The organism is Kibdelosporangium philippinense (genome assembly GCF_021390435.2).
GTDB classification, from domain to species: domain Bacteria; phylum Actinomycetota; class Actinomycetes; order Mycobacteriales; family Pseudonocardiaceae; genus Kibdelosporangium; species Kibdelosporangium philippinense.
The window spans coordinates 44776-65932 of sequence record NZ_JAJVCN010000002.1; the positions used below are offsets into that span (position 1 = coordinate 44776).

A 21157-nucleotide genomic window follows, 5' to 3' on the forward strand; every position below is an offset into this window, starting at 1 on the left:
TAACGAGCGGACGGACTCAGTCGCCGCCGATCATTTACGCGACGCAACACGCCCGACATCGCCCCAGCCACGGCGACGGCCAGCTCAGAGCGAAGATGTCGGTTGCGTGGGGCGGGGTGGAAATGGTCGGCTTGGGGCGACTGAGTCCGTCCGAGCGGAGCGAGGACAATAGATACCGTGATCGACCTGAAGACACTGCGCGAAGACCCGGAGGCGGTGCGCGCTTCGCAGCGTGCCCGTGGTGAGGACGAGCAACTGGTTGACCAGCTGCTGTCTGCCGACGAGCGTCGACGCAGTGCGGTGTCCAGGGCCGATTCGTTGCGCGCGGAGCAGAAGCAGTTCGGCCGCCAGGTCGGTAAGGCCAAGGGCGAGGAGCGCGAGGCGCTGCTGGCCAAGGGCAAGGAAATGGCCGCAGAGGTCAAGGCCGCCGAGGCCGAGCAGGGCGAGGCCGAGGAGGCCTTCGCCAAACTGCACCGCGCCATTCCCAACGTGGTCCATCCGGCCGCGCCGGAAGGCGGCGAGGACGACTACGTCGTGCTCAAGCACGTCGGCGAGCCGAAGAAGTTCGACTTCGAGCCCGCTGACCACCTCGACCTGCTCGCGAAGCTGGGCGGGGTGGACATGGAGCGCGGCGCGAAGGTGTCGGGCTCGCGGTTCTACTTCCTCACCGGTGTTGGCGCGCTGCTGCAGCTCTCGCTGCTGAACCTGGCCGTCCAGCAGGCCGTGGCCAACGGCTTCCAGGTGATGATCACGCCGTCGTTGGTGCGGCCGGAGATCATGGAAGGCACGGGTTTCCTCGGCGCGCACTCGACCGAGGTCTACCGCCTTGCCGAGGATGACCTGTTCCTGGTCGGCACGTCGGAGGTGCCGCTCGCGGGCTACCACGCCGACGAGATCCTGGACCTGTCGAAGGGCACTCGCCGGTACGCGGGCTGGTCGTCGTGTTACCGCAGGGAAGCGGGCTCGTACGGCAAGGACACCCGCGGCATCATCCGGGTGCACCAGTTCGACAAGGTCGAGATGTTCTCCTACTGCAAGCCGGAAGACGCCGAGGCGGAACACGGCCGGTTGCTGGCGTGGGAAGAGCAGATGCTCGCCAAGATCGACGTGCCGTACCGGGTGATCGACACCGCGGCCGGTGACCTTGGCACGAGCGCCTCGCGCAAGTTCGACTGCGAGGCCTGGTTCCCGTCGCAGCAGGCGTACCGCGAGCTGACGTCCACCTCGAACTGCACCACGTTCCAGGCCCGCAGGCTCGGTGTGCGCTACCGGGACGAGAACGGCAAGCCGCAGACCGCCGCGACCTTGAACGGAACGCTGGCGACCACGCGGTGGATCGTGGCGATCGTGGAGAACCACCAGCAGGCCGACGGTTCGGTCGTGGTCCCGGAAGCGTTGCGGCCGGGCCTCGGCGGGATCGAAGTCCTCGAACCCAAGCAATAATGGACCAGTGCCGCGCAACAAGCACCAGCCCGATCCCTCTGTGCCCCTCCCGGAGCACCTGAGCCGGACGGCGCCGAAAGGTGACGAGCTGCGGGGCATCCTTGAACGGCTCGTCGCGGCGATGCAGCCGGGCGACATGCTCCCGTCCGAGCGTGTGCTGGCCGAACGGTTCGGCATCGCCAGAATGACGGTCCGCCAAGAACTGCACCGGCTCTCGGCCGACGGACTCGTGGTTCGTCGGCCGCGGGGCGGGACGTACGTGGCGGAACCGCCTGTCTCACACGTCGATTTCCTGACGTCCTACAGCGATTTCGTTCGTTCCAAAGGGCTCACGCCTGGCGCGAAGGTGTTGTCCGCCGGGGTTGAGCCGGTGTCCGCGCGGCTGGCCGACCGGCTCGAGCTCAACCCCGGTGATCCGATTTTCCGGTTGGTGCGGCTGCGTACCGCCGACGACATCCCGATGGCGATCGAGCGCACCAACCTTTCGGTCGACCGGTTTCCCGGCATCGAACAGATCGACTGGAACGACCGTTCGCTGCACGAGGCGTTGCGTGACCGGTGGGGTTCGCAGCCGCGCACGTCCAAGGCGCACATCTGGGCGGTGTTGCCGGACCTCGAAGACGCCAAACTGCTGCAGATCGACGCAGGTCAGCCGTGCTTCTCCATCGAGGCGACGCCGCGGGACGCCGACGGCAGGGTGATCGAAGCAGGCCGGTCGGTGTACCGCGGCGACCGTTACGACGTGGTCGTGGCGTTCGTGGCCGCGCCCTGACGTGCTTCCTCAAGCAACGCAACGCTTTCCCTGACCAGCATGTCTCCTGCGCCCTCGTCGAGCAGGCTCATCAGCGCTTCATAGCAGCCTTCCTGGTATCCGCCCGCGTCGGACACGTAACCCGCGTAGCCGTCGGTGTAGCCAATCACCCTGGTGACCGGGAACGGGCTCGCGTCCTTGATCCTGAGGCCGAACGAGGCGAACAGTTCGACCGGCAGGTGCACCCAGGCGATGTCGCCGAGTGTGACGACCGTCAGCGGCAGGTCAAGCTGCTCAGGCAACTCCGCAGAGCCAAGGCTACGCAAGGCAAAGGCGCCTTCCAGCCGTGTCCTGCGCAGCCGCTCCTGCGGGCTTTCTTCGGTGCCCGCAAGCTTTTCCGTCGCTTCGGCCAGCAGTTGCCGACTCGTCTCGAGCATCGGCCGCTCACGCGTGGGTATCCGGACGACCGTCTTGTGGATCTCCGGCCGCGCCGGGGGCACGGTCACCGCGTCCATCTGGATCGCTTGCAGGACAGCGCCGCCCAGCAATGCCCCGAGCCTGGCCACTTCCGCGTAGTCACGGCTGCGGCGCACGAACCGGGGACTGCTGTCACCAGCCGCACCCTGCAGGAACGCGACCACTGGCGGCACGGATTCGTTCGTACGAGGATCGTCGACGGCAGCCAACGCGGCGGCCAGTGACCGGCGCGCGGATCCCGGCCAGTCCGCTGACCACACCTGACTTCGTGGCCCGAGAACGGTCGGATGGCACGCGTAGTCCACCAGCAAAGCCGCTGTCCTTGCCGGAGATTCCATGTCACGTGGCCTCGCGGTCACCACCCCAGCCGTGGTGTCGTGCAGGCCATCTTGACGGTTTCTGTTGGAGCCCAAGCCTTTGACGTTCGCGACGCACCAGGACAGATCGACCGGTACACGCTGGTCGGATAGCCCCGCCGCACTTTCGGCCACAGCGGCGGTCAGGCTCTCGATCAACGTTGGGTCACGCTCGCCGGGCATCGCGGGATGCAGGCTCCCGGTCCATCCGAGCGGCGCCGCGTGCGTGTGGCTTGCGCAAACCAGCACACGATCCGACGGTATTCCGGTGGCACGTCCGACGGCTTGTGACAGCGTGCGCGCCAACGCGGTGTCCACCGCCAGCGCGTCCAGGCTGAGCCACAACACGCCTGGATCGTCGTCGGTGCTGAGCCAGAACACCGTTGCCTGCAACGGGTCCAGCGTGCCCACCGCAGGCGCTTCGCCGCGTGCCAGGTAACCGCCCATCGGGTGACCTGGTGGTGGCGTAATGTCTACTGTGGAACTTGCTAACAGTATCTCGGTCATCCCCCAGGGCCCTCCTTGTGGTGTCTACTTCGGCGGATCGGGGAGCGTGGGGGCGAACCAGCCGAGCCAGCCGAGCGCCAGGCCGACCAGGCCGACACCGGCGATGAGCCACATGGTCCGGATTCGGAACTTCCGCAGCAAGAGGTAGGTCACCGCGGTGACAGCAACCGGCAACAGATATGGCAGCAGCGCGTCGAGTTGCTCCTGAATGTGCACGGTTTGCGTCGACGGAGTTTCCTGGACCGTGATCGTCTGCTGATAGGTCAACGTGGTGACGATCTTGACGATCGACGGGATGAATCCGCCGAGCACCACCAGCCCAAGGATGGTCGCGCCGTCACTCAACCGGGCGAGCGCACCGGAGGCCAGCCGCGCGGCAAGGCGCTTTCCTTGCTGGTAGGCGAAGAAGAACTGCCAGCGACGGATCAGGAAGTACGGGACAAGCACCATCACCATGGTGAAAATCGGGCCGATCGCGTTGCCCTGCAACGCCCACGACGCGCCGATGGTGAAGATGATGCTGTTGTACACCGCCCAGGTCAGCGTGTCGCCGATGCCAGCGAGCGGCCCCATCAGCGCCACCTTCACACTGGCGGCCGACGTACGCTCGTTCGCCTCTTCCATGGCGATCGCGGAGCCAAGGACCAGCGGGCCGCCGATGATCGGCGAGGTGTTGAAGAACTGCAGATGCCGTTGCAGCGCCTCGGAATACGCGCCTTGCTCCGGATACAGCCGCTGTAACGCGGGCTCGATCGAGTACGCGAACCCCATGGCTTGCATTCGCTCGTAGTTCCACGAGATCTGGTAGGTCCAGAAGTATCGCCAGAACGACTTACGCAGATCGCGCTTGGTCAGCCTGGACTCGGTGTCCGGCGCCAGTTCTTCTTGAACTTGCTGGACCGGTTTGCCTTGGAAAGCGACAAAGGCCGCCGCGGCGACCAGGCCGCACAGCGCGATCCCGATCAGCGGCATCTCCAGGTACGCGAACAACACGAACCCGGCGATCAGCAGATACCAGTACCTGCGGACCGGCATCACGTTGAGCAGCAACGCGAAACCCACGGCAGGCAGCAGCGAACCGGCCAGTTTCATCCCGTCGACCATACCGGCCGGGATCGCGTCGGCGATGTCCTGCACGCCCCCGCTCGTCGCGGCCAGCGCCGCGAGGAACGTCGGAATCGCGCGTACCGCCGCCCAAGGGATGAACGCCGTCCAGTGCATGAGCGCGATGCCTCGCCCATTGCCTTGCTGCGCATAACGATCAGCCCGATGTAACCAGAACACCGGCAGGAACCGGCCTAACGGATCAAGCGCGGCCAGCAACAACGCGGCAGGCAAACCGATCCCCAACGCCACCGCGACCTGCTGGTCGAACGGCGCCGCGACCGCGCTGGCCAAGGCCGTCCCGACGATCGCGCCCGTCTGGTAGTCCGGGATCGTCGCGCCGCCGTACTGGTAGACGCCCAACGCCGTCAGCTCCAGCGTCGCGCCGACCGCCATACCCAGCAGCGGTTGCCCGATGATCAAGCCAGCGAGAGTTCCCGCGATGAGCGGCCGTCCCGCGTGGAAGAGATACGGACCCAGTGAATCGTAAATGCAGAAGATGCTCAGCAACGTCAGCAGAAGCGCTGTTGTCACATGCCCTTCTTTCCTAGCAGTGACATCAGGTCAGCGCCCTTGTCCGTGGGCATCAACCGGCACACGAACCGCGTGCCGGACTCCGATAACTCGCGATAGCCCTGCGCCTGACCTGGTGTGACCGTCACCCACCTGGTCAGGCGCGTGGCCTGTTCACCTGGTCGCGCCGCGGCGTTGCCCACCACCACTTCGGCTGCGTCGAGCCCACCCCTCAGGAGCTCGAACGCGTCCTCCGGGTGTTTGGCGATCACCATCACCCGCACGTCGCGGTGCTGTTCGCACCACGACCGCACGTCCGCGACCTTCAGCACCGACGTCGGCAGCCCACGGGCGGCCTGGGGAAGCAGCATGCGTTGAAATTCGTCGCCAGCCACTTCGTCGTTGGCCACCACGAGGTGCTCGACGCCCAGCTGAGCAGTCCACACGACCGTCACCTGGCCGTGGATGAGCCGGTCGTCGATCCGCAGGTGCACTTGGCTCATGGCCAGGTCCTGCCGCAACGCCGGCTCATCCCACAGGTCCCCCCTGTTTCGCCCACCTCCGACCGTGAGGTCGACTTTACTGGTCTAGTCCAGAACAGCCCTAGGTCCGTTCGGGGGACAAGTCAGCCCTTGACGCAGATGACCTGCTTGAGCTTCGCGACGATCTCGACAAGGTCGGACTGGTTCGCGATGACCTCGTCGATGTCCTTGTACGCGGCCGGGATCTCGTCGACGACGCCCGAGTCCTTCCGGCACTCGACGCCCGCCGTCTGCGCCGCGAGGTCACGCGCGCTGAACTTCTTGCGCGCCTTCGTCCGCGACATGCGACGGCCAGCACCATGCGACGCCGACTCGAAGGACTCCGGGTTACCCAGCCCGCGCACGATGTAGGACCCCGTCCCCATCGAGCCGGGGATGATGCCCATATCGCCACGACCAGCGCGGATCGCGCCCTTGCGGGTGACCATCACCTCGGTGTCGAAGTGCGTCTCCTCCGCCACGTAGTTGTGATGGCAGGAGATCGGCTCCTCGAAGTTCACCTGCGGGAACTGGTCACGCAGCACCGAGCAGACCAGACGCAGCATCACCGCACGGTTGCGGCGCGCGTAGTCCTGCGCCCAGTACAGGTCCCGGCGGTACGCCTCCATCTCAGGCGTCTTGGCCAGGAACACCGCAAGGTCAGGGTCCGGCAGTTCGGCGTTGTGCGTCAGACCCTTGGCGATCGAGATGTGGTGCTGCGCGAGGATGTTGCCGACGCCACGCGAGCCGGAGTGCAGCATCACCCAGACCTGCTGGGTGGTGTCCAGGCAGACCTCGATGAAGTGGTTCCCGCCGCCAAGCGTGCCCATCTGGTGCAGCGCACGAGCCCGGTCGAACCCACCGGCCAGCGAGTCGAACCCGGTCCAGAAGGCACCCCAGTCCTGCGCGTCCCGTCCGTCGAACGCGGTCGCACGGTGCATGGCGAACCCGACCGGCACGGCCTTCTCGATCTCCGAACGGATCTTGCTCAGGTCGTCAGGCAGGTCCGACGCGCGCAGCGAGGTCCGTACGGCAGCCATGCCGCACCCGATGTCCACACCGACTGCCGCTGGCGATACCGCGTCTCGCATGGCGATCACGGACCCGACTGTCGCGCCCTTGCCGTAGTGCACGTCCGGCATCACCGCGACGTGCTTGAAAGCCCACGGCAGCGCGGAGATGTTGCGCAGCTGGCGCATGGCCTGCTCCTCGACCTCCTCGGGCCGAGTCCAGAGTCGGATGTCCACGTTCTTGCCGCGGATCACGGTTGCGTTCACGCATATCAGGCTAGGTCAGCGGGCCAACGGGTTTTCTCGTTTGGTGACAGCTTGGTCACAGTAGGAATTCGCCCCTAACGACCCGTATCTGGCGAGCATCAAGTGACTCCTTTCTAACCGGGGAGGCCCGCGGCGAGGAGGCACACATGTCCGTAAGTGCGTTGGCGGAACGCGAGGACACTCGAAGGTCACGGTCTGGGGAGCCCGTGGACGAGATAGTGCTCAACGCCGTGGTCGAGGCGGCCGTGTCGGGGGACGCGGCCGCCACGGAATGGCTGTTGACCTATGTGCGGCCATTGGTTCTGCGCTACTGCCAGGCAAGGATCGGGGGGCACCGAACGGCGATATCGGTCGACGACGTCGCACAGGAGGTGCTGTTGGCGCTGTTCCGGGCACTGCCGGGATACCGCAACCAGGGGAGGCCGTTCTTGGCGTTCGTCTACGGCATCGCCGGCCACAAAGTGGCGGATGCCAGGCGAAACGCGGCACGAGTTGCCACGGCACTTTCCGTGCCGGAGATCCCGGACGTCGCCAGCCAGGAGGCGACGCCGGAACAGCACGCACTGCAGTTCGAGCTGACAAGCCGAATGGAACAGTTGCTGCGTCAGGTGTTGTCACCGCGCCAGCACGAAATCCTGGTGCTGCGCCTGGTAGTCGGCCTGTCCGCGGAAGAAGTGGCGGACGCGATGGGCTCGACACCCGGCGCGATCAGAGTGGCGCAACACCGGGCGTTGACCCGGCTGCGCAAGGTCGTCAAGCGCCCTCAGGTTTAGGTGGAAACCGAGTTTCGTTCCGGTCGACCTTGGCATTGGCGACCTTGACGAGGTCGACATCCAGGACGTCGGCAAGCCTTGTCAGATAGATGAAGACGTCGGCGATCTCGTCCTCGATGGAGGCGGCGAGGTCGGGATCGCTCATGGCTCGCATGGCCTGCTCGGGCGTGAGCCACTGGAAAAGGCTGAGCAGCTCACCAGCCTCGCCGGACAGCGCCATCGCCAGGTTCTTGGGAGTGTGGAACTGCTCCCAGTCCCGTGCCTTGGCGAAATCACGCAGACGCGTAGTCAGTTCGGCGAGGCTCATAGGCTCAATGGAACACCGGGCGCGCGGTCACCTTGGCGGCGGCCTTGCGTTCGGCCTTGCGCTCGGCCTTGTTCTGGCGGCGTTCGGTGAGCCAGCCGTCGAGTTCGACGATCACCGGGCCCAGCGCCATGACCAGAACGATGGTGATGCCGAGAACGGCCCCGATTCCACGTGAGCACCAGCGTGACCATTGTTTTCTCCTGTCGTCTCGAACCTGGTACCAGAGTGGCTCGCGGCAGGGCGGTTTCGAATCGGCCGAACAGCCATCCCCCACCGCCAAATGGCCATGACCAGCGACAACGCAGCTCAGGGCAGCACCTCAGGGTCAACGGCACCCGGTTTTGTCGTACCCCCGGAGTAACGTGAAATTAACCGACATGTCTTGAGTTCGTGGGTTCCTCGTAGGGAGGCCGAGGGTCTGTCACCGTCAGAAACAGGGCGTCAGTCAGGTTCCTGCCCAGGTGGCCCCAGTGTGATGAGTCTTCAGAATTTCTGAAATGATCTCGCCTAAGCCGAGCTTTCGAGGGCTTGGGTGAAGGCGAGGAGGCTCGGGTTGGCGCTGGCGGTGGTGCGGGATCTCCGTGAGCGGCGTGCGCCGGTCGGGCCGGAGGAGTTGGCGGACTTCGAGACCGACGTACTGGCCGGGTTCGTGCTCGCGCGGGCGTCAACGGGTCTGGCGGACAGCACAATCCGCAACGACATCGGGCAGCTCGAGCAGGTCCGGGCGTGGTTCGAGCGGCCGTTGTGGGACATGGAACCCGCGGACGCCGACGTCTACTTCGACAGCAAGGTGCTGCGCGGTGCAGCCAAAGGCACCCGTCATGCCCGTGCGCAGGCGCTGACGACCTATTTCCGGTTCCTGGAGCTGCGGCACAAGGTCGAGATCCACCAGCTGACCGGCCGGGTCGTCGAGTGTCCGATCGACGAGATGAACCGGCCGCGGGGCGACAAGGCCGCCGCGCTGCGGATCCCGCCGACTGCGGCCGAGATGGCCGGCCTGTTCGCTGGGTGGCGTGGTGATCTGGCGACCTGCCGGAAGTTCGCGCCGACCGCGCGCAACTACGCCGCCGCGCGTCTGATGTCGGAGGTGGGGCTGCGGATTAACGAGGTCCGCAGCCTGGACTTCAACGACGTCAAGTGGGACCTCGGCAGATTCGGCAAGCTCCACGTCCGTCTCGGCAAGGGCAGCCGGGGCAGCAGTCCGCGTGAACGCATGGTGCCCCTGATCAACGACGCGGGTCGGACACTGCGCTGGTTCATCGAGGACGTCTGGGGTCTGTTCGACGACGACCACACCCGGTTCGGCGCTCCGCTGTTCCCCTCGGAGCGCCGCAACGCCGACGGTTCCAGCCGACGGGTCGGCGCTGACGCGCTGCGCACCGGTCTGGCCGAGGCCACCGCCGCGCACCTGCCCGGCTGGGCGGAAACCCTGACGCCGCATGTATTGCGGCACTTCTGCGCCAGCGAGCTCTATCTGTCCGGAATGGACTTGATCTCTATCCAGGAGACACTTGGCCACTCCTGGGTGGCTACGACGATGAAGTACGTCCACGTCCACAAGACCCGCGTTGAGGACGCCTGGATCGCGGGACAGGAACGAGCCGCGAGGCGGCTGGAAGGACTGCTGCCATGAAGTGGAACCTGCGCCTGGCCGCCGCCAACCGCGGCATCTGGAAGGCCAGCGAGCTGCAACGCCGGCTCGCCGAGCACGGCCTGGTGATCTCGGTCGGGAAGATGTCCGGGCTGTGGTCCGGTGAACCGGCCAGCATCAAGCTCGACGATCTCGACGTCGTCTGCGCGGTCTTGGGCTGCGAGGTCGGCGAGCTGCTCATCCCCGAGCCGGAGAAGGTCACCCGCCCCGGCACGGAACAGGCGCCGAAGACCGCGGCCGCGGGCGCCGCCACTATGGTCACGCCCAAGCGCCGCGACGGGCGCTCCCTGCCGCCGGCATGAGCAAGTGGGACGAGGGCCGCACCGTCACCAGCTGCACCAGTTGCCTGGCCTGGGGACACACGTTCGCCCGCGGATTCTGCGCGGCCTGCTACATGTTCTGCCGCAAGCACCGGCCCGGCCGCTGCCGAGGCTGCGCCCGCCGCCAGCCACCGCGCAAGCACTACTGCCGCCTGTGCTGGGACCAGGCCCGGACCTCGGCCCATGCCAGCGGGCAGTGGAAGCTGACCGCGGTCGACTTCATCACCGCCGTTGTCGACCACCACCAGCTGTTCTTCGCGAACATGGTGTCCCAGCGAGGATCCACCGTCACCCCGCCCTGCCGCTACGAACGCCGTGGCCGGCCACGCAAACCAGCGCCGTCACCGGCGGCACGCCCCTCGGCAGAGCATGTTCAGTTGGTGCTGTTCACCCAGCGGCGCGGCACCTACCTGGCCTTCGGCGCCGCCGACCAGCCCCTGCACAACCCTTGGGTCAGCTGGGCGCACCACCTGGTGCACCGCATCGGCGAGGCCCGCGGCTGGACCCGCTCGACCGTCCTCGACGCCGAACGGGCGCTCACACTCGTGCTGGCCAACCACGTCGAGGGCGACACCAGGTCGCCTACTCGGCCCTGTTCACCGCCCTGCGCCCTCGCTTCAGCGTCGAACGCGCCGCCGAAGTCCTCCAGGAGATGGGCATCCTGGTCGATGACCGTCGTCCGGCCTTCGAGTCATGGCTGGAGAACAAGCTCCGCGACCTGCCCGCCGGTTTCGCCGGAGAGACCGAGCGGTGGATACGAGCACTGCACCACGGCGGGCCCAGGCACACTGCCCGAACCCGCAGCACCACCGCGCACTACCTCAACGCCGTCCGCCCGCTCCTGACCACCTGGGCCGAGCGCTACGACCACCTGCGCGAGGTCACCCGAGACGACGTCCTGGCTGTGCTGGAGCCCTTCCACGGAGACAGGCGACGCACCGTCCTGATCGCCCTGCGTTCCCTGTTCGCCGCCGCGAAGAAGAACGGCGCGGTCTTCCGCAACCCCACCAGCCGCATCCGCGTCGGACAACGCGCCGGCCGCGTCCTCCAGCCGCTGGCTCCCGACCACGTTCAACGCACCATCACCGCAGCGGCACGTCCGGCGGACCCGCTCATCCTCGCGCTGGCCAGCATCCACGCTGCCCGGCCAGGCGGCATCTGTGACCTGCTGCTCGACGACATCGACCTCGGCAACCGGCGACTCACCATCGCCGGGCGCACACGCCCTCTCGACGAGATGACCCGCCGTGCCCTGCTGCACTGGCTCGACTACCGCCGCACCCGCTGGCCCACGACCGTCAACCCGCATCTGCTGGTCAACATGCGCACCGCCCTCACCACCGGTCCGGTCAGCAGCTACTGGCTCAACACCACCTTCCGCGGCCACGAGGCCACACTCGACAGGCTGCGCATGGACCGTCAGCTCGAGGAAGCCCTCACCCACCGAGCCGACCCGCTGCACCTGGCCCTCGTCTTCGGCATCGACGAGAAAACCGCGATCCGCTACGCCAACTCCGCGCGGCAACTTCTGACCACCGCCGCCGAATGCGAGACTTCCGGTTGAGCACGAACCCACGGCACGAGCCCTGTTCCTGGCGGTGACAGACCCTCGGGTTCCCCATGAGGAACCTTCACTCTCGTTGAACCCACGGGATTCTGGGGGTTCACACGGGGGATCAGGTTAGAGCTCCACCCCCTCGGACCAGGCGTTTCGCCAGCGCCGCCCACGGTAAGAGGGATCAGCTGGTGTCCCAGACTCCTTGCCGAAAACGAATCAGTTCAGCACGATGCCTGAAAAGATGACCACTTGTCGTTCCAGTGTGCTCCTACATGTGTAGCGTAGGAGTTTGCTTTGACGACGTATCGCTCACCTTTCATGCCAGCGTCCCAATAGAAGCACACGTCGTGATTTACTCGACTCCTGACAGATGTGGCACAATCATTGAAATGGTCACGAATCATGTCACCATATCTATCACAAGCAGTGCCAGAGACCTTAACATTTTTGAAGTTGTCGAAATCGCCATTAAAGTCAGCACGGTAACCGCTGTATTCTGCATCCTCCCAAGCACACACCCAGCCCTCCGGGCATGAATCCCAGCCTCCGAAGCCGCCGGCCTGAGCTTCGGGACTTACAACGGCAACCCCAGTGAGTAGAAGTGTGGTAGCGATGACACCAATACGCCTTGACCGCTTTTGTGTAGCAAGCTTCACGCAATAACCCTTCACGACATTGTGCAGTACTTCACGGATCAAAAGTACTACATATAGGATGTACCGTCACCCGAACACGTTTCACCCTACCAACGTTGTGCAGACTTGTCGTTTCGCACCCAGCAGGAGTGCGTGAAAATGCACGGAACATTGCACGCTTTTCCCTACCATCCGGTAATGTAGTTGCAGATCTTGAAAGGCTGGCATTACGAAAACGTCACATCCACATCGGGAGACGGTGACCAGTCAGAACGCTCCGGTGGACGGTGCGCGACTCCCGCACGTTATCCGGTCGGTCACCCGGGGAGGGCTGGGGCGTGGCAGCGACCGTGACGAAGCTGGGAACCCGGCGGCGCCGTACTGGCAAAGCAAGCGGGCCGACCGTGCGCTCCTCGGTCGACGCCTTCCTCGACTCGCCGAAGATCCGGGCAACCCCAACACCCTGCGCGCCTACACCAGCGTCCTCGACCGCACCGCCGCGCTGCTCGGCGCGAACCGGGCGCTGGTAGACGTCGCCGACGAGGAGATCCGCGACGCGCTCACCGAACTGTGGGGCACCGCCGCGCCAGTGCTGTCCGGCTCGGTCGAGCGGCAGCGGGAACCCGAGGACCACCACCAAGGCCGTGTCACGGACCCGAATCGACCGGCTGTGCCGGCGCCGGGACGTGCCGCTGCGGGAGAAGACGCTGTGGCGGATGCTGTACGAGTCCGCAAGCAGGGACTCGGCGGTGCTCGCGCTGAACGTCGAGGACCTGGACCTGCCCAACAAACAGGCCAAGATCACCGCCAAGGGCGGCCATGTCATGTGGATCACCTGGGGCACCGATACCGCCCACCTGTTGCCCCGGCTCATCGCCAGCCGTGAGCGCGGACCGCTGTTCCTGTCCAACCACCGGCCCGGCCCACACCGGCGCGCGACCACCGAACCAAAGGACATCTGCCCGGCGACCGGCCGCGTCCGGCTCGGATACGACCGCGCCCACATCCTGCTCGGCCACTACGGCGACGGCCTGCAACTGCACCAACTCCGGCACAGCTCAGCCACCCACCTCGGCGAGGCCAACATGTCCGCCAACGTGATCATGACCAAGACCGGGCGCAAGAGCCTGCGGGGCTCGTCGTCGGGCATCGGGGGTTCCTCGCCTACTGGTCGGTACGGGTGGCCGGGTGCTGGGCGCAGACCAGGCCGCCGTCGGGGTCGTCGTGCCAGCCTTGCTGATCGAGCCAGTTGCGCACGGGTTCGGGCGGGGTGTGTTCGTCGGGTACAGCGTCGGCGAGGTCGCCGGCGACGATCGGGCCGTCTCCGCACAGTGGACAGACGATGGTCTGAAACCGTTGGTGTGGTTGACATTCCGCGCAGTGCCGCCACTCAGTGATCTCGCCGGGACGGTCGGGGTCGGCATACAGCCAGACGATGGCAAGGTCCTGGCGCTGCTGCCAGCGGGCCCGTGCTTCGGCCGGTTCGTTGCCGCACGTCGGGCAGCGCGAGACCCGCATCCGGTCCCGCTGGTGCACCAGACGCTCGTGGAGATCGTGCTCCTGCGGGGAAAGCGGCTCGCCGGGCCGTCGGACCCGGGCCCGCACCGGCCGCAGCCCCGCGAGGTCGTCCTCGTTACCGCTACTTTTCGTTCCGTTGTTCCTCGCGGGGGTCGCAACCGACGCGAGCCGGACGGACTTGTCGGGTTGCCGCCGCTCCTGTTCGGGTTCGGGGTGGCGGTAGATCGTCTTGCGGGACACCCCGAGGACTTCGGCGATCTCAGCGACGGTGTGCTTGCGTTTGCCGTCGGGGCCGTTCTCCTCGTACATCTCGTGGGCCTTGGCCACCTGGAGCGCGGTCAGCTTCGACTTGCGCCCGCCGACCCGGCCGCGGGCGCGGGCGGCGGCCAGGCCGTCCAGGTGCCCTCGACGATCATCTCTCGGTCGTACTCGGCCAGCGCGGCGAGGAAGTGGAAGATCAGCCGGCCGCCGGGGGTGGAGGTGTCGATGCCCTGTTCCAGCACGATGAAGTCGATCTCCTGCTTGCCGAACCAGGCCACCAGCTCCAGCAGGTGGTGGTGGGATCGGCCGATGCGGCGGAGCCGGGTGACCACGACCCGGTCGCCAGAGCGGAGCTTGCCGAGCAGCGCGTCGATCTGGTGGTCGGGGTTCTGCTCGCGGGTGGAGACGCGGGCGTAGCCGAATCGCATCGGCTCAGTCCTGCCTGTAGCCGGGTACTGGCGGCCACGAGGCCACACTCGACAGGCTGCGCATGGACCGTCAGCTCGAGGAAGCCCTCACCCACCGAGCCGACCCGCTGCACCTGGCCCTCGTCTTCGGCATCGACGAGAAAACCGCGATCCGCTACGCCAACTCCGCGCGGCAACTTCTGACCACCGCCGCCGAATGCGAGACTTCCGGTTGAGCACGAACCCACGGCACGAGCCCTGTTCCTGGCGGTGACAGACCTTCGGGTTCCCCATGAGGAACCTTCACTCTCGTTGAACCCACGGGATTCAGGGGGTCCCCTGGGGAATTGCTGTTGTGAGGAAGGCCGGGCTCTGGTTGACAAAGGCCTGGTCACAGGCGATCGGCCAGGCCTGCGGGCGATGGCGTTTGGGCTGAGACTGCGGGCGATTCGAGCTGAGCCTGGGCCGCGGACGATTCTGGACCGGGATGTGAGCCGTGCAGGCTGGGCTCTGGTCGATGAAGGCCTGGGCTTTCGTGCGATGGAGACCCGACCAAGACCTGGCCCTTCCGCCCGATGAACGGCCCCTGGCTTTGTGCCATTCGATGCTCTGGTGGTCATCGCGAGGGGTCCATTAAGGACAAAAAAATCGCCTCATCAGTCACACATGCCACACCAGCCCCACCTACCACGGAACACACTGCCGTGAAGGCCACCTTCACGGCGTTCAACGCACCCAACTCGGCCCTCACACCCCTGAACATCACGCAATGCCCACACCCCTCGCCCGAGCGGCCAGTCCCACCCACGCCAGCCACAGATCATCGCAGGTCAACCGCCCGCGCCCGCCTACAGTCTCGATCGAACTCCGAACCTTAAATTCCTGGCATTGGCATCCAACGCGCCAAGGGAGGCCCTCGCGCGTCTAACGCCGCGAAGGTGACCTTCACGGCAGCACTTAAGAGGTCGGCCACGGGCCAAAGCCTTAACGCGGCCGGGTCAGGGTTGTCCCGGATGGCCGTTTGGCCGAGGCGCGCCGTACCGGTTGACCGAGGCGAAACCGCCACCCGGATGCGAAGCTTTCGTTCCGTGACGGTGCCCCCTGTCCAGCCCCGGACCAGCCGGTGGCTGCTGACCCTGCTCGCCGCGGCCTTCCTTGCCGACGTCCTGCTGTCCGTCTACTCCGGCCGCATCGCTCTGGGAGCGCTCCCAGGAGCAGCCTTGATGGGCCTCTGTGCCCTGCTGGGGGCGCAAAAACCGCTGCAAGGGGCGCTGGCAGGGGCAGCAGTCCTTGGCATGTCGACCGTCTTCATCGGTCTCACCGGTACGGAACCCGAGTCGATCAGCCTGAACGACATCCTGCTGACCGAGGTCGCCTCAGGCGTCGCACTCGTCGTCCTTGTGGTCTGGCGGACGCGGCCGTTGATCGCCGCGGTCAGCACGGCAGCCTTGGTGGGCTCGGCCCTTCTGGCCACCTTCTACCGGACCGGGCACTGGTCATCACTCTCCGAACTGCGGACGCTCCAGCTCGGGCTTCTCATCCTCGTCGGCTCGATCGTCATCGGGGTGTACCTGCGTGGAGTCAGCAGTCGACGCACGGAAACCGAGCTCGGCACGCTGATCCGCAGGCAGTGGCCACTGGCGGCGGCCCTCGCGCTGCTGTTCTTCATCGATCTGAGGCTGGGCGGCGCGACCAACCAGATCTTCGCGCTGGGTGGCGCGTTGATCGCCTCGGTGTGTGCCTTCTTCGCGCCACGGGCGCCGGTCACGATGACCTTGATAGCCACGACCGGAATCGCGCTGTCGCCCTTCGCGGTCTACCTGAGCAGCAGTCTGTTGTCGGCCAGGTCGGGCAACGAAGCCCTCGTGGTGACCGAGGTCGCGGCAGCCATGGCGTTGATCGCGTACAACATCAGATGGGCGGCACGGACGCCCGCGATATTCAGCAGTGCCGCCCTCGCGCTGGCCACCTTCCTGGCGCTGAAGATCCGCACCTTCCTCTACGGAAGCTCAACCGACCGAGGCGACCAGTTCGGGCTCATCCTGTCAGTCCTGCTTGTCGTCGCGGTGGCCACAGGCATGTACTTCCGGTCCCGCGACCGGGAGCGAACCCAGTCCGTCCGCTCAGCCGTCACGGGAGCGCAGCAAAGTGAGCGGCTGGCCTTGGCACGCGAGCTCCACGATGTCGTCGCCCACCATGTGACGGGCATTGTCGTGCAGGCGCAGGCCGCCAAACTCGTGTCGGACAGGGACCCGCAGATCGCCGTGCAAGCTCTGGCCAAGATCGAGACCAGCGGCGTCGAGGCCTTGAAAGCCATGCGGTTCCTGGTCGCGAGCATGCGTGGCGCCAAACCCGCTGGCACGTCCGAGGCGACCGAACAAGCCACCACCAACCTCGCGGCCGACTTGCACGCCGTGGTCGAGAACTTCAGTGGCCCGCCCGTGCAACTCACTCTCGATGTTCCCGACGCCGTGCCGCAGGAGGTTGGGCGGTCGATTCTCCGGCTCGCCCAGGAGTCGTTGACCAATGTCGGCAAGCACGCGCTTGGGGCGACCGTTGTGCAGGTCGCGGTCACCAGGTCCACCACCGATCTGCACGTTCGGGTAGCCGACAACGGGACAGGCCGACGCCAAGATCCGGTCGGTGGGTCGGGCGGATACGGTCTGGTCGGAATGCGTGAACGCGTCGAGTTGCTCGGTGGCCGGTTCGCCGCCGGACCGGCCGACCCTGTCGGCTGGCAGGTCGACGCTTGGCTGCCGGTAGAGGAAGAGGGGCCACGTGACGATCCGCGTACTGATCGCTGACGACCAGGAGATGGTCAGGGCCGGGTTCCGGATGATCCTGGAAACCCAGGACGACATCGAGGTCGTCGCGGACGTGCCGGACGGTCGCGAAGCCGTGGCCAAGGCCCGCGAGCTGCGCCCGGACGTCTGCCTGCTGGACATCCGCATGCCCGGCATCGACGGCCTTGAAGTGACCAGGATCCTCGCTGGGCCTGGGGTACCGGATCCCTTGAAGGTCGTCGTGGTGACCACGTTCGACCTCGACGAGTACGTGCACACCGCGCTTGCCAACGGCGCGAGCGGGTTCCTGCTGAAGGACGCGGGGCCTGCACTTCTGCTTGAAGCCGTCCGCTCGGCGGACCGTGGGGACGCGTTGATCTCGCCGTCGATCACCGTCCGGCTGTTGCAGCATTTCGCCGCGCCCAAGAAGTCCTCGGTGACCACCGATGTCACGTTGACCGAGCGCGAGCAGGACGTCGTGCGGGCGGTCGCGCGTGGCCTGACCAACACCGAAATCGGCAATGAACTCTTCATGTCCTTGTCGACCGTGAAGACGCACCTGGCCGCCGCGCAGGCCAAGATCGACGCGCGTAACCGGGTCGGAGTCGCGGCTTGGGCGTGGCGGACAGGATTGATGAACTAGTCTCCAGAAAAGTTTTCGGGGCCGTGTCGATCCGCGCAGGGGCCCGTTCGACCTAGGGGCGAACGGGGCGGAGAGACCACCCGGAACACCTGAGGGAGACAGACCATGAAGTACATGCTGATCATGCGCGCCACCGACGAGACCTGGGCGTCGTTCGAGAACGTCGACTTCAGCGAGATCATCGAGGCGATGGGCAAGTTCAACGACGAGATGATCCGGGCTGGCGTGCTGGTCGCGGCCGAGGGCCTCGACGACGCGGCCAAGGGTGTCGTCGTCGACTACTCGACCGAGACGCCAGTGGTCACCGACGGCCCGTACGGCGAGACCAAGGAGCTGTTCGGCGGCTACTGGATTCTCAACGTGGCGTCCCAGGAGGAAGCCATCGAGTGGGCGAAGCGGGCACCGATGGCTGGCCCCGGCAGCAAGTGCGAGATCCGCCGAGTCACCCAGATCGACGAGTTCCCGCAGGACAACGAGTGGATCCGCAAGGAGCGGGAGTGGCGCGAGGCCACGGGACAGCTCTGAGCGATTGCCAGTAGTTATCGATGACTGATCCCACTGGCCGTGAGGCCGTCGCGGCGGTCTGGCGAATCGAGTCGGCGCGAATCGTCGGCGCGCTCGCGCGCTACACCAACGATTTCGCGCTGGCCGAGGACTTGGCTCAGGAAGCCCTGGCCGAGGCGCTCGTGAACTGGCCGCGCGAAGGCGTGCCCCGCAACCCCGCGGGGTGGTTGCTCACGGTCGGCCGGCGGCGCGCGATCGACGCGTTCCGCCGGCGATCCGCCCTCGACGAGAAGTACGCCGCCCTCGCACACGAGATGGACGAGGGCGCGGAGGACGAGCTGTGGGATCCGGAGCAGATCGACGACGACGTGCTGTCGTTGATCTTCATCTCCTGTCACCCGGTGCTGTCGCGTGAGGCACGGGTGCCGCTGACGCTGCGGGTGGTCGGTGGTCTGACGAGCGACGAGATCGCCAAGGCGTTCCTCATTCCGACCGCCACCGTGCAGGCGCGGATCACGCGGGCGAAGAAAACCCTTGGTGCGGCAGGGGTTCCGTTCGAGGTGCCGTCGGGCAAGGAGCGGGCCGAGCGGCTCGGCTCGGTGCTCAGCGTCGTCTATCTGATCTTCACGGAAGGCTCTTCGGCCAGCTCGGGCTCGGATCTGATCCGGCTCGACCTGGCAAGCGAGGCACAGCGCCTTGCCCGCGTGCTGGCCAGGTTGATGCCCGACGAGAACGAGGTCCACGGTCTGCTGGCGCTGCTCGAGCTGACCGCGGCGCGGTTTCCGGCTCGCACCGGGCCGGACGGCGAGCCGGTGCTGCTGGAGCAGCAGGACCGGCGCCGCTGGGATCTCGCCGCGATCCGGCGTGGCCGAGCCGCGCTCGCCCGCGCCGAACAGATCGGTCGCGGACTGGGGTACTACGGTCTGCAAGCGGCGATCGCCGAATGCCATGCCGTCGCGCCGTCGGTCGAGGAGACGGACTGGGACCGCGTCGTGCTCATCTACCAGGCGCTCAGCCAGCTGGCGCCGTCCCCGGTGATCGATCTCAACCGGGCTGTCGCGGTCTCAATGGCCCAAGGACCTGCGGCGGCGCTGCTGATCGTCGACGAACTCGGCAAAGCCGAGACGCTCGCGAACTCGCACCTGCTGCCCAGTGTTCGCGGCGAGTTGCTCATTCGGCTCGGCCGGACCGACGAGGCCCGGACCGAGCTTGAGCACGCCATCAAACTGTGCGGCAACGAACGGGAACGCGCTGTGCTGCAGCGAAAGCTCGCCGACCTCGATTAGTCGTCGAGCTTCTTCGACCGCAGCTTCACCGTTTCCTTGGGGTCGAGCACGGTCCCACCCTTCGGGATCTGCTCCACCACGACCCAGTTGCGGTCCACGATCAGCATCCGGTTCTTGCCGGTCGCGTCTTCCTCTTCGAGCCGGTAGAAACCCGCTGCCTGCAACGTGTCCTGCGCCTGCTGGTGGTTCTTGCCGACCACGTCCGGCACGAGGTGCCCGCTCGGTGACTTCGATCCGGGCACCACGGTCTGGCCGAGGACCGCTTCCGCGGGCGGCGGTGGCGGCGGTGGCGCCTGGGGTGGCGGCGAAGAGCACGCAGCGAGTAGCAAAAGCCCTGCCAGCAGCGCTTTCCGCATCCAGGCCCCCTCTTACTTCACGGCTGACCCCTTGACCCAATCAAGCCAGCTGACCGCCCAGTCTCCGTAAGTGTCCCAGACCGGGAGGGTAGGTCCGCCGGAATTCGCCACCTCGACGACGTCACCGAGGCCGAAGTGGTCGAAGAACCACTGCGCGTTCGCCGCGTTGAGGTTGATGCAGCCGTGTGAGACGTTGGAACTTCCCTGTGCGCCAACACTGTTCGGGTTCTCGTGGACGAACTCGCCGTCGTTGGAGATGCGCTCGGCGAAGTGTTCGAGCGACCGGTAGGCCTGCGGGCCGGAGCAAACGCCGTACGTGCACGAATCCATCGTGTATTCGCGCTGCTTGTCGGAGATGACGTGGATTCCGACGTGCGTTGGCGTCGCGTCCTTGCCCATGCTGATCGGCATGGTCTTGACCAGGTTGCCGTTCTGGAAGATCTGCATCTGCTCGGTGTTGCCGTCCGCCTTGGCCACCCATGAGTCGTGCACCTTCAGCGTCAGGTCGCGGTCGGTCTGGCCGTACGTGCCGCCGCCGAGGTCGACGCCGTAGATCCCGGCGTGCACCTTGATCGTTGTGCCCGCCTGCCAGTAGTTCTGCGGCCGGTAGTGCACTTCCCGCTTGTTCAGCCAGTACCAGCCGCCGGGCTGCTCGGGCGAGGACGTCACGGTCAGCGCCTTCTCGGCCGCGGCCTTGTCGGCGATGTCCTTGTCGAACTTCACCACGATCGGCTGGCCTACGCCGGCCTCGGTCACGTTTGGCGCCGGAATGAACGAGGGGTAGGCCGTCGCCTTGGGCGTGATGGTTTTCACGACCGACTTCTGCTCGGATTTTTTACCGTCCGAAGAAGTGCCGTCGGCGACCACGTCATAGGTCGCGCCATAGGCAAGCGGCTCACTGGAAGTCCACGTCATTTTATCATCGGAAAGGGAACCCTTTACCTTTGTCCCCTTGGCCGAGTTGGTCGCGGTGACCGAGTCGATCGTGCCGTTGTTCGCGTGCACGACGATCGGCGCGGTCGGCAGACTAGCGTCGCCACCTGGGGTGATGTCGAGTCTCAGCGCCGCGGCCGTTGACGAGGAGCCGGAAAGGCCGGGCGTCTCACCCGATGACGTACTGCAGGCGCCGACGACGAGAGCGGTCACCAGAATCGCCCCGGTTACTATTGCTTTGCCTGTGCTTGACATTTCCCCGCCATTCTTGCC

Annotated in this window: 23 protein-coding genes and 1 pseudogene; 12 read left to right on the forward strand and 12 right to left on the reverse strand. The window is 66.1% G+C overall.

Features of this window, described 5'->3' with window-relative positions; genetic code table 11:
• The first annotated feature begins 177 nt into the window (after positions 1-177).
• Entirely contained in the window at positions 178-1443 is a 1266-nt protein-coding gene (serS, locus tag LWC34_RS18985; protein WP_233726516.1) for a serine--tRNA ligase, read from the forward strand.
• A gap of 7 nt (positions 1444-1450) precedes the next feature.
• Entirely contained in the window at positions 1451-2215 is a 765-nt protein-coding gene (locus tag LWC34_RS18990; RefSeq protein WP_233726517.1) for a GntR family transcriptional regulator, read from the forward strand.
• Here the strand turns inward: LWC34_RS18990 and LWC34_RS18995 are convergent.
• The 4 genes from LWC34_RS18995 to LWC34_RS19010 all read right to left on the reverse strand — a co-directional run bounded on the left by LWC34_RS18995 (position 2179) and on the right by LWC34_RS19010 (position 6949).
• Complete coding sequence (locus tag LWC34_RS18995) at positions 2179-3534, reverse strand: hypothetical protein (protein ID WP_233726518.1); 1356 nt, start codon at positions 3532-3534, stop codon at positions 2179-2181. The two genes, LWC34_RS18990 and LWC34_RS18995, sit on opposite strands and share 37 nt — an antisense overlap.
• 24 nt (positions 3535-3558) lie before the next feature.
• On the reverse strand, positions 3559-5172 hold the full coding sequence (locus LWC34_RS19000) for a PTS system mannose/fructose/sorbose family transporter subunit IID (RefSeq protein WP_233726519.1): 1614 nt from the start codon (positions 5170-5172) through the stop codon (positions 3559-3561).
• Positions 5169-5654 carry a PTS sugar transporter subunit IIB gene (locus tag LWC34_RS19005; RefSeq protein ID WP_233726520.1) on the reverse strand — a complete coding sequence of 162 codons (486 nt, stop codon included), beginning with the start codon at positions 5652-5654 and terminating at the stop codon, positions 5169-5171. Before LWC34_RS19005 ends, LWC34_RS19000 begins: the two co-directional genes overlap by 4 nt.
• 122 nt (positions 5655-5776) lie before the next feature.
• A complete protein-coding gene (locus LWC34_RS19010) occupies positions 5777-6949 on the reverse strand; it encodes an RtcB family protein (protein ID WP_233726521.1) in 1173 nt (390 codons plus the stop codon).
• A 146-nt stretch (positions 6950-7095) separates the two neighbouring features.
• Between LWC34_RS19010 and shbA the strand changes: the two genes are divergently transcribed.
• A complete protein-coding gene (gene shbA, locus LWC34_RS19015) occupies positions 7096-7722 on the forward strand; it encodes an RNA polymerase sigma factor ShbA (RefSeq protein ID WP_233726522.1) in 627 nt (208 codons plus the stop codon).
• On the opposite strand, the gene LWC34_RS19020 is transcribed toward shbA, so the two are convergent.
• Positions 7703-8029 (reverse strand): nucleotide pyrophosphohydrolase, encoded by a 327-nt coding sequence (locus LWC34_RS19020; RefSeq protein WP_233726523.1) that lies wholly within the window; start codon positions 8027-8029, stop codon positions 7703-7705. The two genes, shbA and LWC34_RS19020, sit on opposite strands and share 20 nt — an antisense overlap.
• 4 nt (positions 8030-8033) lie before the next feature.
• Entirely contained in the window at positions 8034-8159 is a 126-nt protein-coding gene (locus LWC34_RS57005) for a hypothetical protein (RefSeq protein ID WP_284051627.1), read from the reverse strand.
• A 423-nt stretch (positions 8160-8582) separates the two neighbouring features.
• On the opposite strand from LWC34_RS57005, the gene LWC34_RS19025 reads away from it, so the two are divergent.
• From LWC34_RS19025 to LWC34_RS19035, 3 genes are all read left to right on the forward strand, one after another.
• Positions 8583-9662, forward strand: coding sequence for a tyrosine-type recombinase/integrase (locus LWC34_RS19025; RefSeq protein WP_233726524.1), 1080 nt, complete (start codon positions 8583-8585; stop codon positions 9660-9662).
• Positions 9659-9982 carry a helix-turn-helix domain-containing protein gene (locus LWC34_RS19030; RefSeq protein WP_233726525.1) on the forward strand — a complete coding sequence of 108 codons (324 nt, stop codon included), beginning with the start codon at positions 9659-9661 and terminating at the stop codon, positions 9980-9982. Before LWC34_RS19025 ends, LWC34_RS19030 begins: the two co-directional genes overlap by 4 nt.
• 670 nt (positions 9983-10652) lie before the next feature.
• Complete coding sequence (locus tag LWC34_RS19035; protein ID WP_233726526.1) at positions 10653-11564, forward strand: hypothetical protein; 912 nt, start codon at positions 10653-10655, stop codon at positions 11562-11564.
• A 215-nt stretch (positions 11565-11779) separates the two neighbouring features.
• Here LWC34_RS19035 and LWC34_RS58840 read toward each other — a convergent pair whose 3' ends face one another.
• Positions 11780-12229 carry a peptidase inhibitor family I36 protein gene (locus tag LWC34_RS58840; protein ID WP_372496654.1) on the reverse strand — a complete coding sequence of 150 codons (450 nt, stop codon included), beginning with the start codon at positions 12227-12229 and terminating at the stop codon, positions 11780-11782.
• A gap of 202 nt (positions 12230-12431) precedes the next feature.
• Positions 12432-13019: a hypothetical protein gene (locus LWC34_RS19040; protein ID WP_233726527.1), complete on the reverse strand. Its 588-nt coding sequence runs from the start codon at positions 13017-13019 to the stop codon at positions 12432-12434.
• On the opposite strand from LWC34_RS19040, the pseudogene LWC34_RS58845 reads away from it, so the two are divergent.
• Positions 12910-13260: pseudogene (locus tag LWC34_RS58845) on the forward strand (site-specific integrase); the annotation flags it as partial. The gene LWC34_RS19040 and the pseudogene LWC34_RS58845 overlap by 110 nt on opposite strands.
• Before the next feature lie 97 nt (positions 13261-13357).
• Here LWC34_RS58845 and LWC34_RS19045 read toward each other — a convergent pair.
• Together LWC34_RS19045 and LWC34_RS19050 are read right to left on the reverse strand one after the other, a co-directional pair.
• Positions 13358-14038, reverse strand: a complete 681-nt coding sequence (locus LWC34_RS19045) for a helix-turn-helix domain-containing protein (protein WP_233726528.1) — start codon at positions 14036-14038, stop codon at positions 13358-13360.
• A gap of 11 nt (positions 14039-14049) precedes the next feature.
• Positions 14050-14400, reverse strand: a complete 351-nt coding sequence (locus tag LWC34_RS19050) for a recombinase family protein (RefSeq protein WP_233726529.1) — start codon at positions 14398-14400, stop codon at positions 14050-14052.
• Between the two features lie 62 nt (positions 14401-14462).
• On the opposite strand from LWC34_RS19050, the gene LWC34_RS19055 reads away from it, so the two are divergent.
• The 5 genes from LWC34_RS19055 to LWC34_RS19075 all read left to right on the forward strand — a co-directional run bounded on the left by LWC34_RS19055 (position 14463) and on the right by LWC34_RS19075 (position 19595).
• Complete coding sequence (locus LWC34_RS19055; RefSeq protein ID WP_233726530.1) at positions 14463-14615, forward strand: hypothetical protein; 153 nt, start codon at positions 14463-14465, stop codon at positions 14613-14615.
• 852 nt (positions 14616-15467) lie between these two features.
• Positions 15468-17183 (forward strand): sensor histidine kinase, encoded by a 1716-nt coding sequence (locus LWC34_RS58110; protein WP_233726531.1) that lies wholly within the window; start codon positions 15468-15470, stop codon positions 17181-17183.
• 10 nt (positions 17184-17193) lie between these two features.
• Entirely contained in the window at positions 17194-17805 is a 612-nt protein-coding gene (locus tag LWC34_RS19065) for a response regulator (RefSeq protein ID WP_233728750.1), read from the forward strand.
• Between the two features lie 105 nt (positions 17806-17910).
• Positions 17911-18330, forward strand: coding sequence for a YciI family protein (locus LWC34_RS19070; protein WP_233726532.1), 420 nt, complete (start codon positions 17911-17913; stop codon positions 18328-18330).
• A gap of 20 nt (positions 18331-18350) precedes the next feature.
• Entirely contained in the window at positions 18351-19595 is a 1245-nt protein-coding gene (locus LWC34_RS19075; protein WP_233726533.1) for an RNA polymerase sigma factor, read from the forward strand.
• Here LWC34_RS19075 and LWC34_RS19080 read toward each other — a convergent pair.
• Positions 19592-19951 carry a PASTA domain-containing protein gene (locus LWC34_RS19080; RefSeq protein ID WP_233726534.1) on the reverse strand — a complete coding sequence of 120 codons (360 nt, stop codon included), beginning with the start codon at positions 19949-19951 and terminating at the stop codon, positions 19592-19594. The genes LWC34_RS19075 and LWC34_RS19080 overlap by 4 nt on opposite strands.
• A gap of 12 nt (positions 19952-19963) precedes the next feature.
• On the reverse strand, positions 19964-21097 hold the full coding sequence (locus LWC34_RS19085) for a L,D-transpeptidase (RefSeq protein ID WP_443667753.1): 1134 nt from the start codon (positions 21095-21097) through the stop codon (positions 19964-19966).
• Positions 21098-21157: the final 60 nt, after the last annotated feature.

What these genes read in the sequence shown, in the direction of transcription:
- LWC34_RS18995 (WP_233726518.1), bottom strand. Translation starts at nt 3,534, where the DNA reads ATGACCGAGATACTGTTAGCAAGTTCCACAGTAGACATTACGCCACCA.
- LWC34_RS19005 (WP_233726520.1), bottom strand. Translation starts at nt 5,654, where the DNA reads ATGAGCCAAGTGCACCTGCGGATCGACGACCGGCTCATCCACGGCCAG.
- shbA (WP_233726522.1), top strand. Translation starts at nt 7,096, where the DNA reads ATGTCCGTAAGTGCGTTGGCGGAACGCGAGGACACTCGAAGGTCACGG.
- LWC34_RS19020 (WP_233726523.1), bottom strand. Translation starts at nt 8,029, where the DNA reads ATGAGCCTCGCCGAACTGACTACGCGTCTGCGTGATTTCGCCAAGGCA.
- LWC34_RS57005 (WP_284051627.1), bottom strand. Translation starts at nt 8,159, where the DNA reads ATGGCGCTGGGCCCGGTGATCGTCGAACTCGACGGCTGGCTCACCGAA.
- LWC34_RS19030 (WP_233726525.1), top strand. Translation starts at nt 9,659, where the DNA reads ATGAAGTGGAACCTGCGCCTGGCCGCCGCCAACCGCGGCATCTGGAAG.
- LWC34_RS19035 (WP_233726526.1), top strand. Translation starts at nt 10,653, where the DNA reads ATGGGCATCCTGGTCGATGACCGTCGTCCGGCCTTCGAGTCATGGCTG.
- LWC34_RS19040 (WP_233726527.1), bottom strand. Translation starts at nt 13,019, where the DNA reads ATGACATGGCCGCCCTTGGCGGTGATCTTGGCCTGTTTGTTGGGCAGG.
- LWC34_RS19050 (WP_233726529.1), bottom strand. Translation starts at nt 14,400, where the DNA reads ATGCGATTCGGCTACGCCCGCGTCTCCACCCGCGAGCAGAACCCCGAC.
- LWC34_RS19055 (WP_233726530.1), top strand. Translation starts at nt 14,463, where the DNA reads ATGGACCGTCAGCTCGAGGAAGCCCTCACCCACCGAGCCGACCCGCTG.
- LWC34_RS19065 (WP_233728750.1), top strand. Translation starts at nt 17,194, where the DNA reads ATGGTCAGGGCCGGGTTCCGGATGATCCTGGAAACCCAGGACGACATC.
- LWC34_RS19070 (WP_233726532.1), top strand. Translation starts at nt 17,911, where the DNA reads ATGAAGTACATGCTGATCATGCGCGCCACCGACGAGACCTGGGCGTCG.
- LWC34_RS19075 (WP_233726533.1), top strand. Translation starts at nt 18,351, where the DNA reads ATGACTGATCCCACTGGCCGTGAGGCCGTCGCGGCGGTCTGGCGAATC.
- LWC34_RS19080 (WP_233726534.1), bottom strand. Translation starts at nt 19,951, where the DNA reads ATGCGGAAAGCGCTGCTGGCAGGGCTTTTGCTACTCGCTGCGTGCTCT.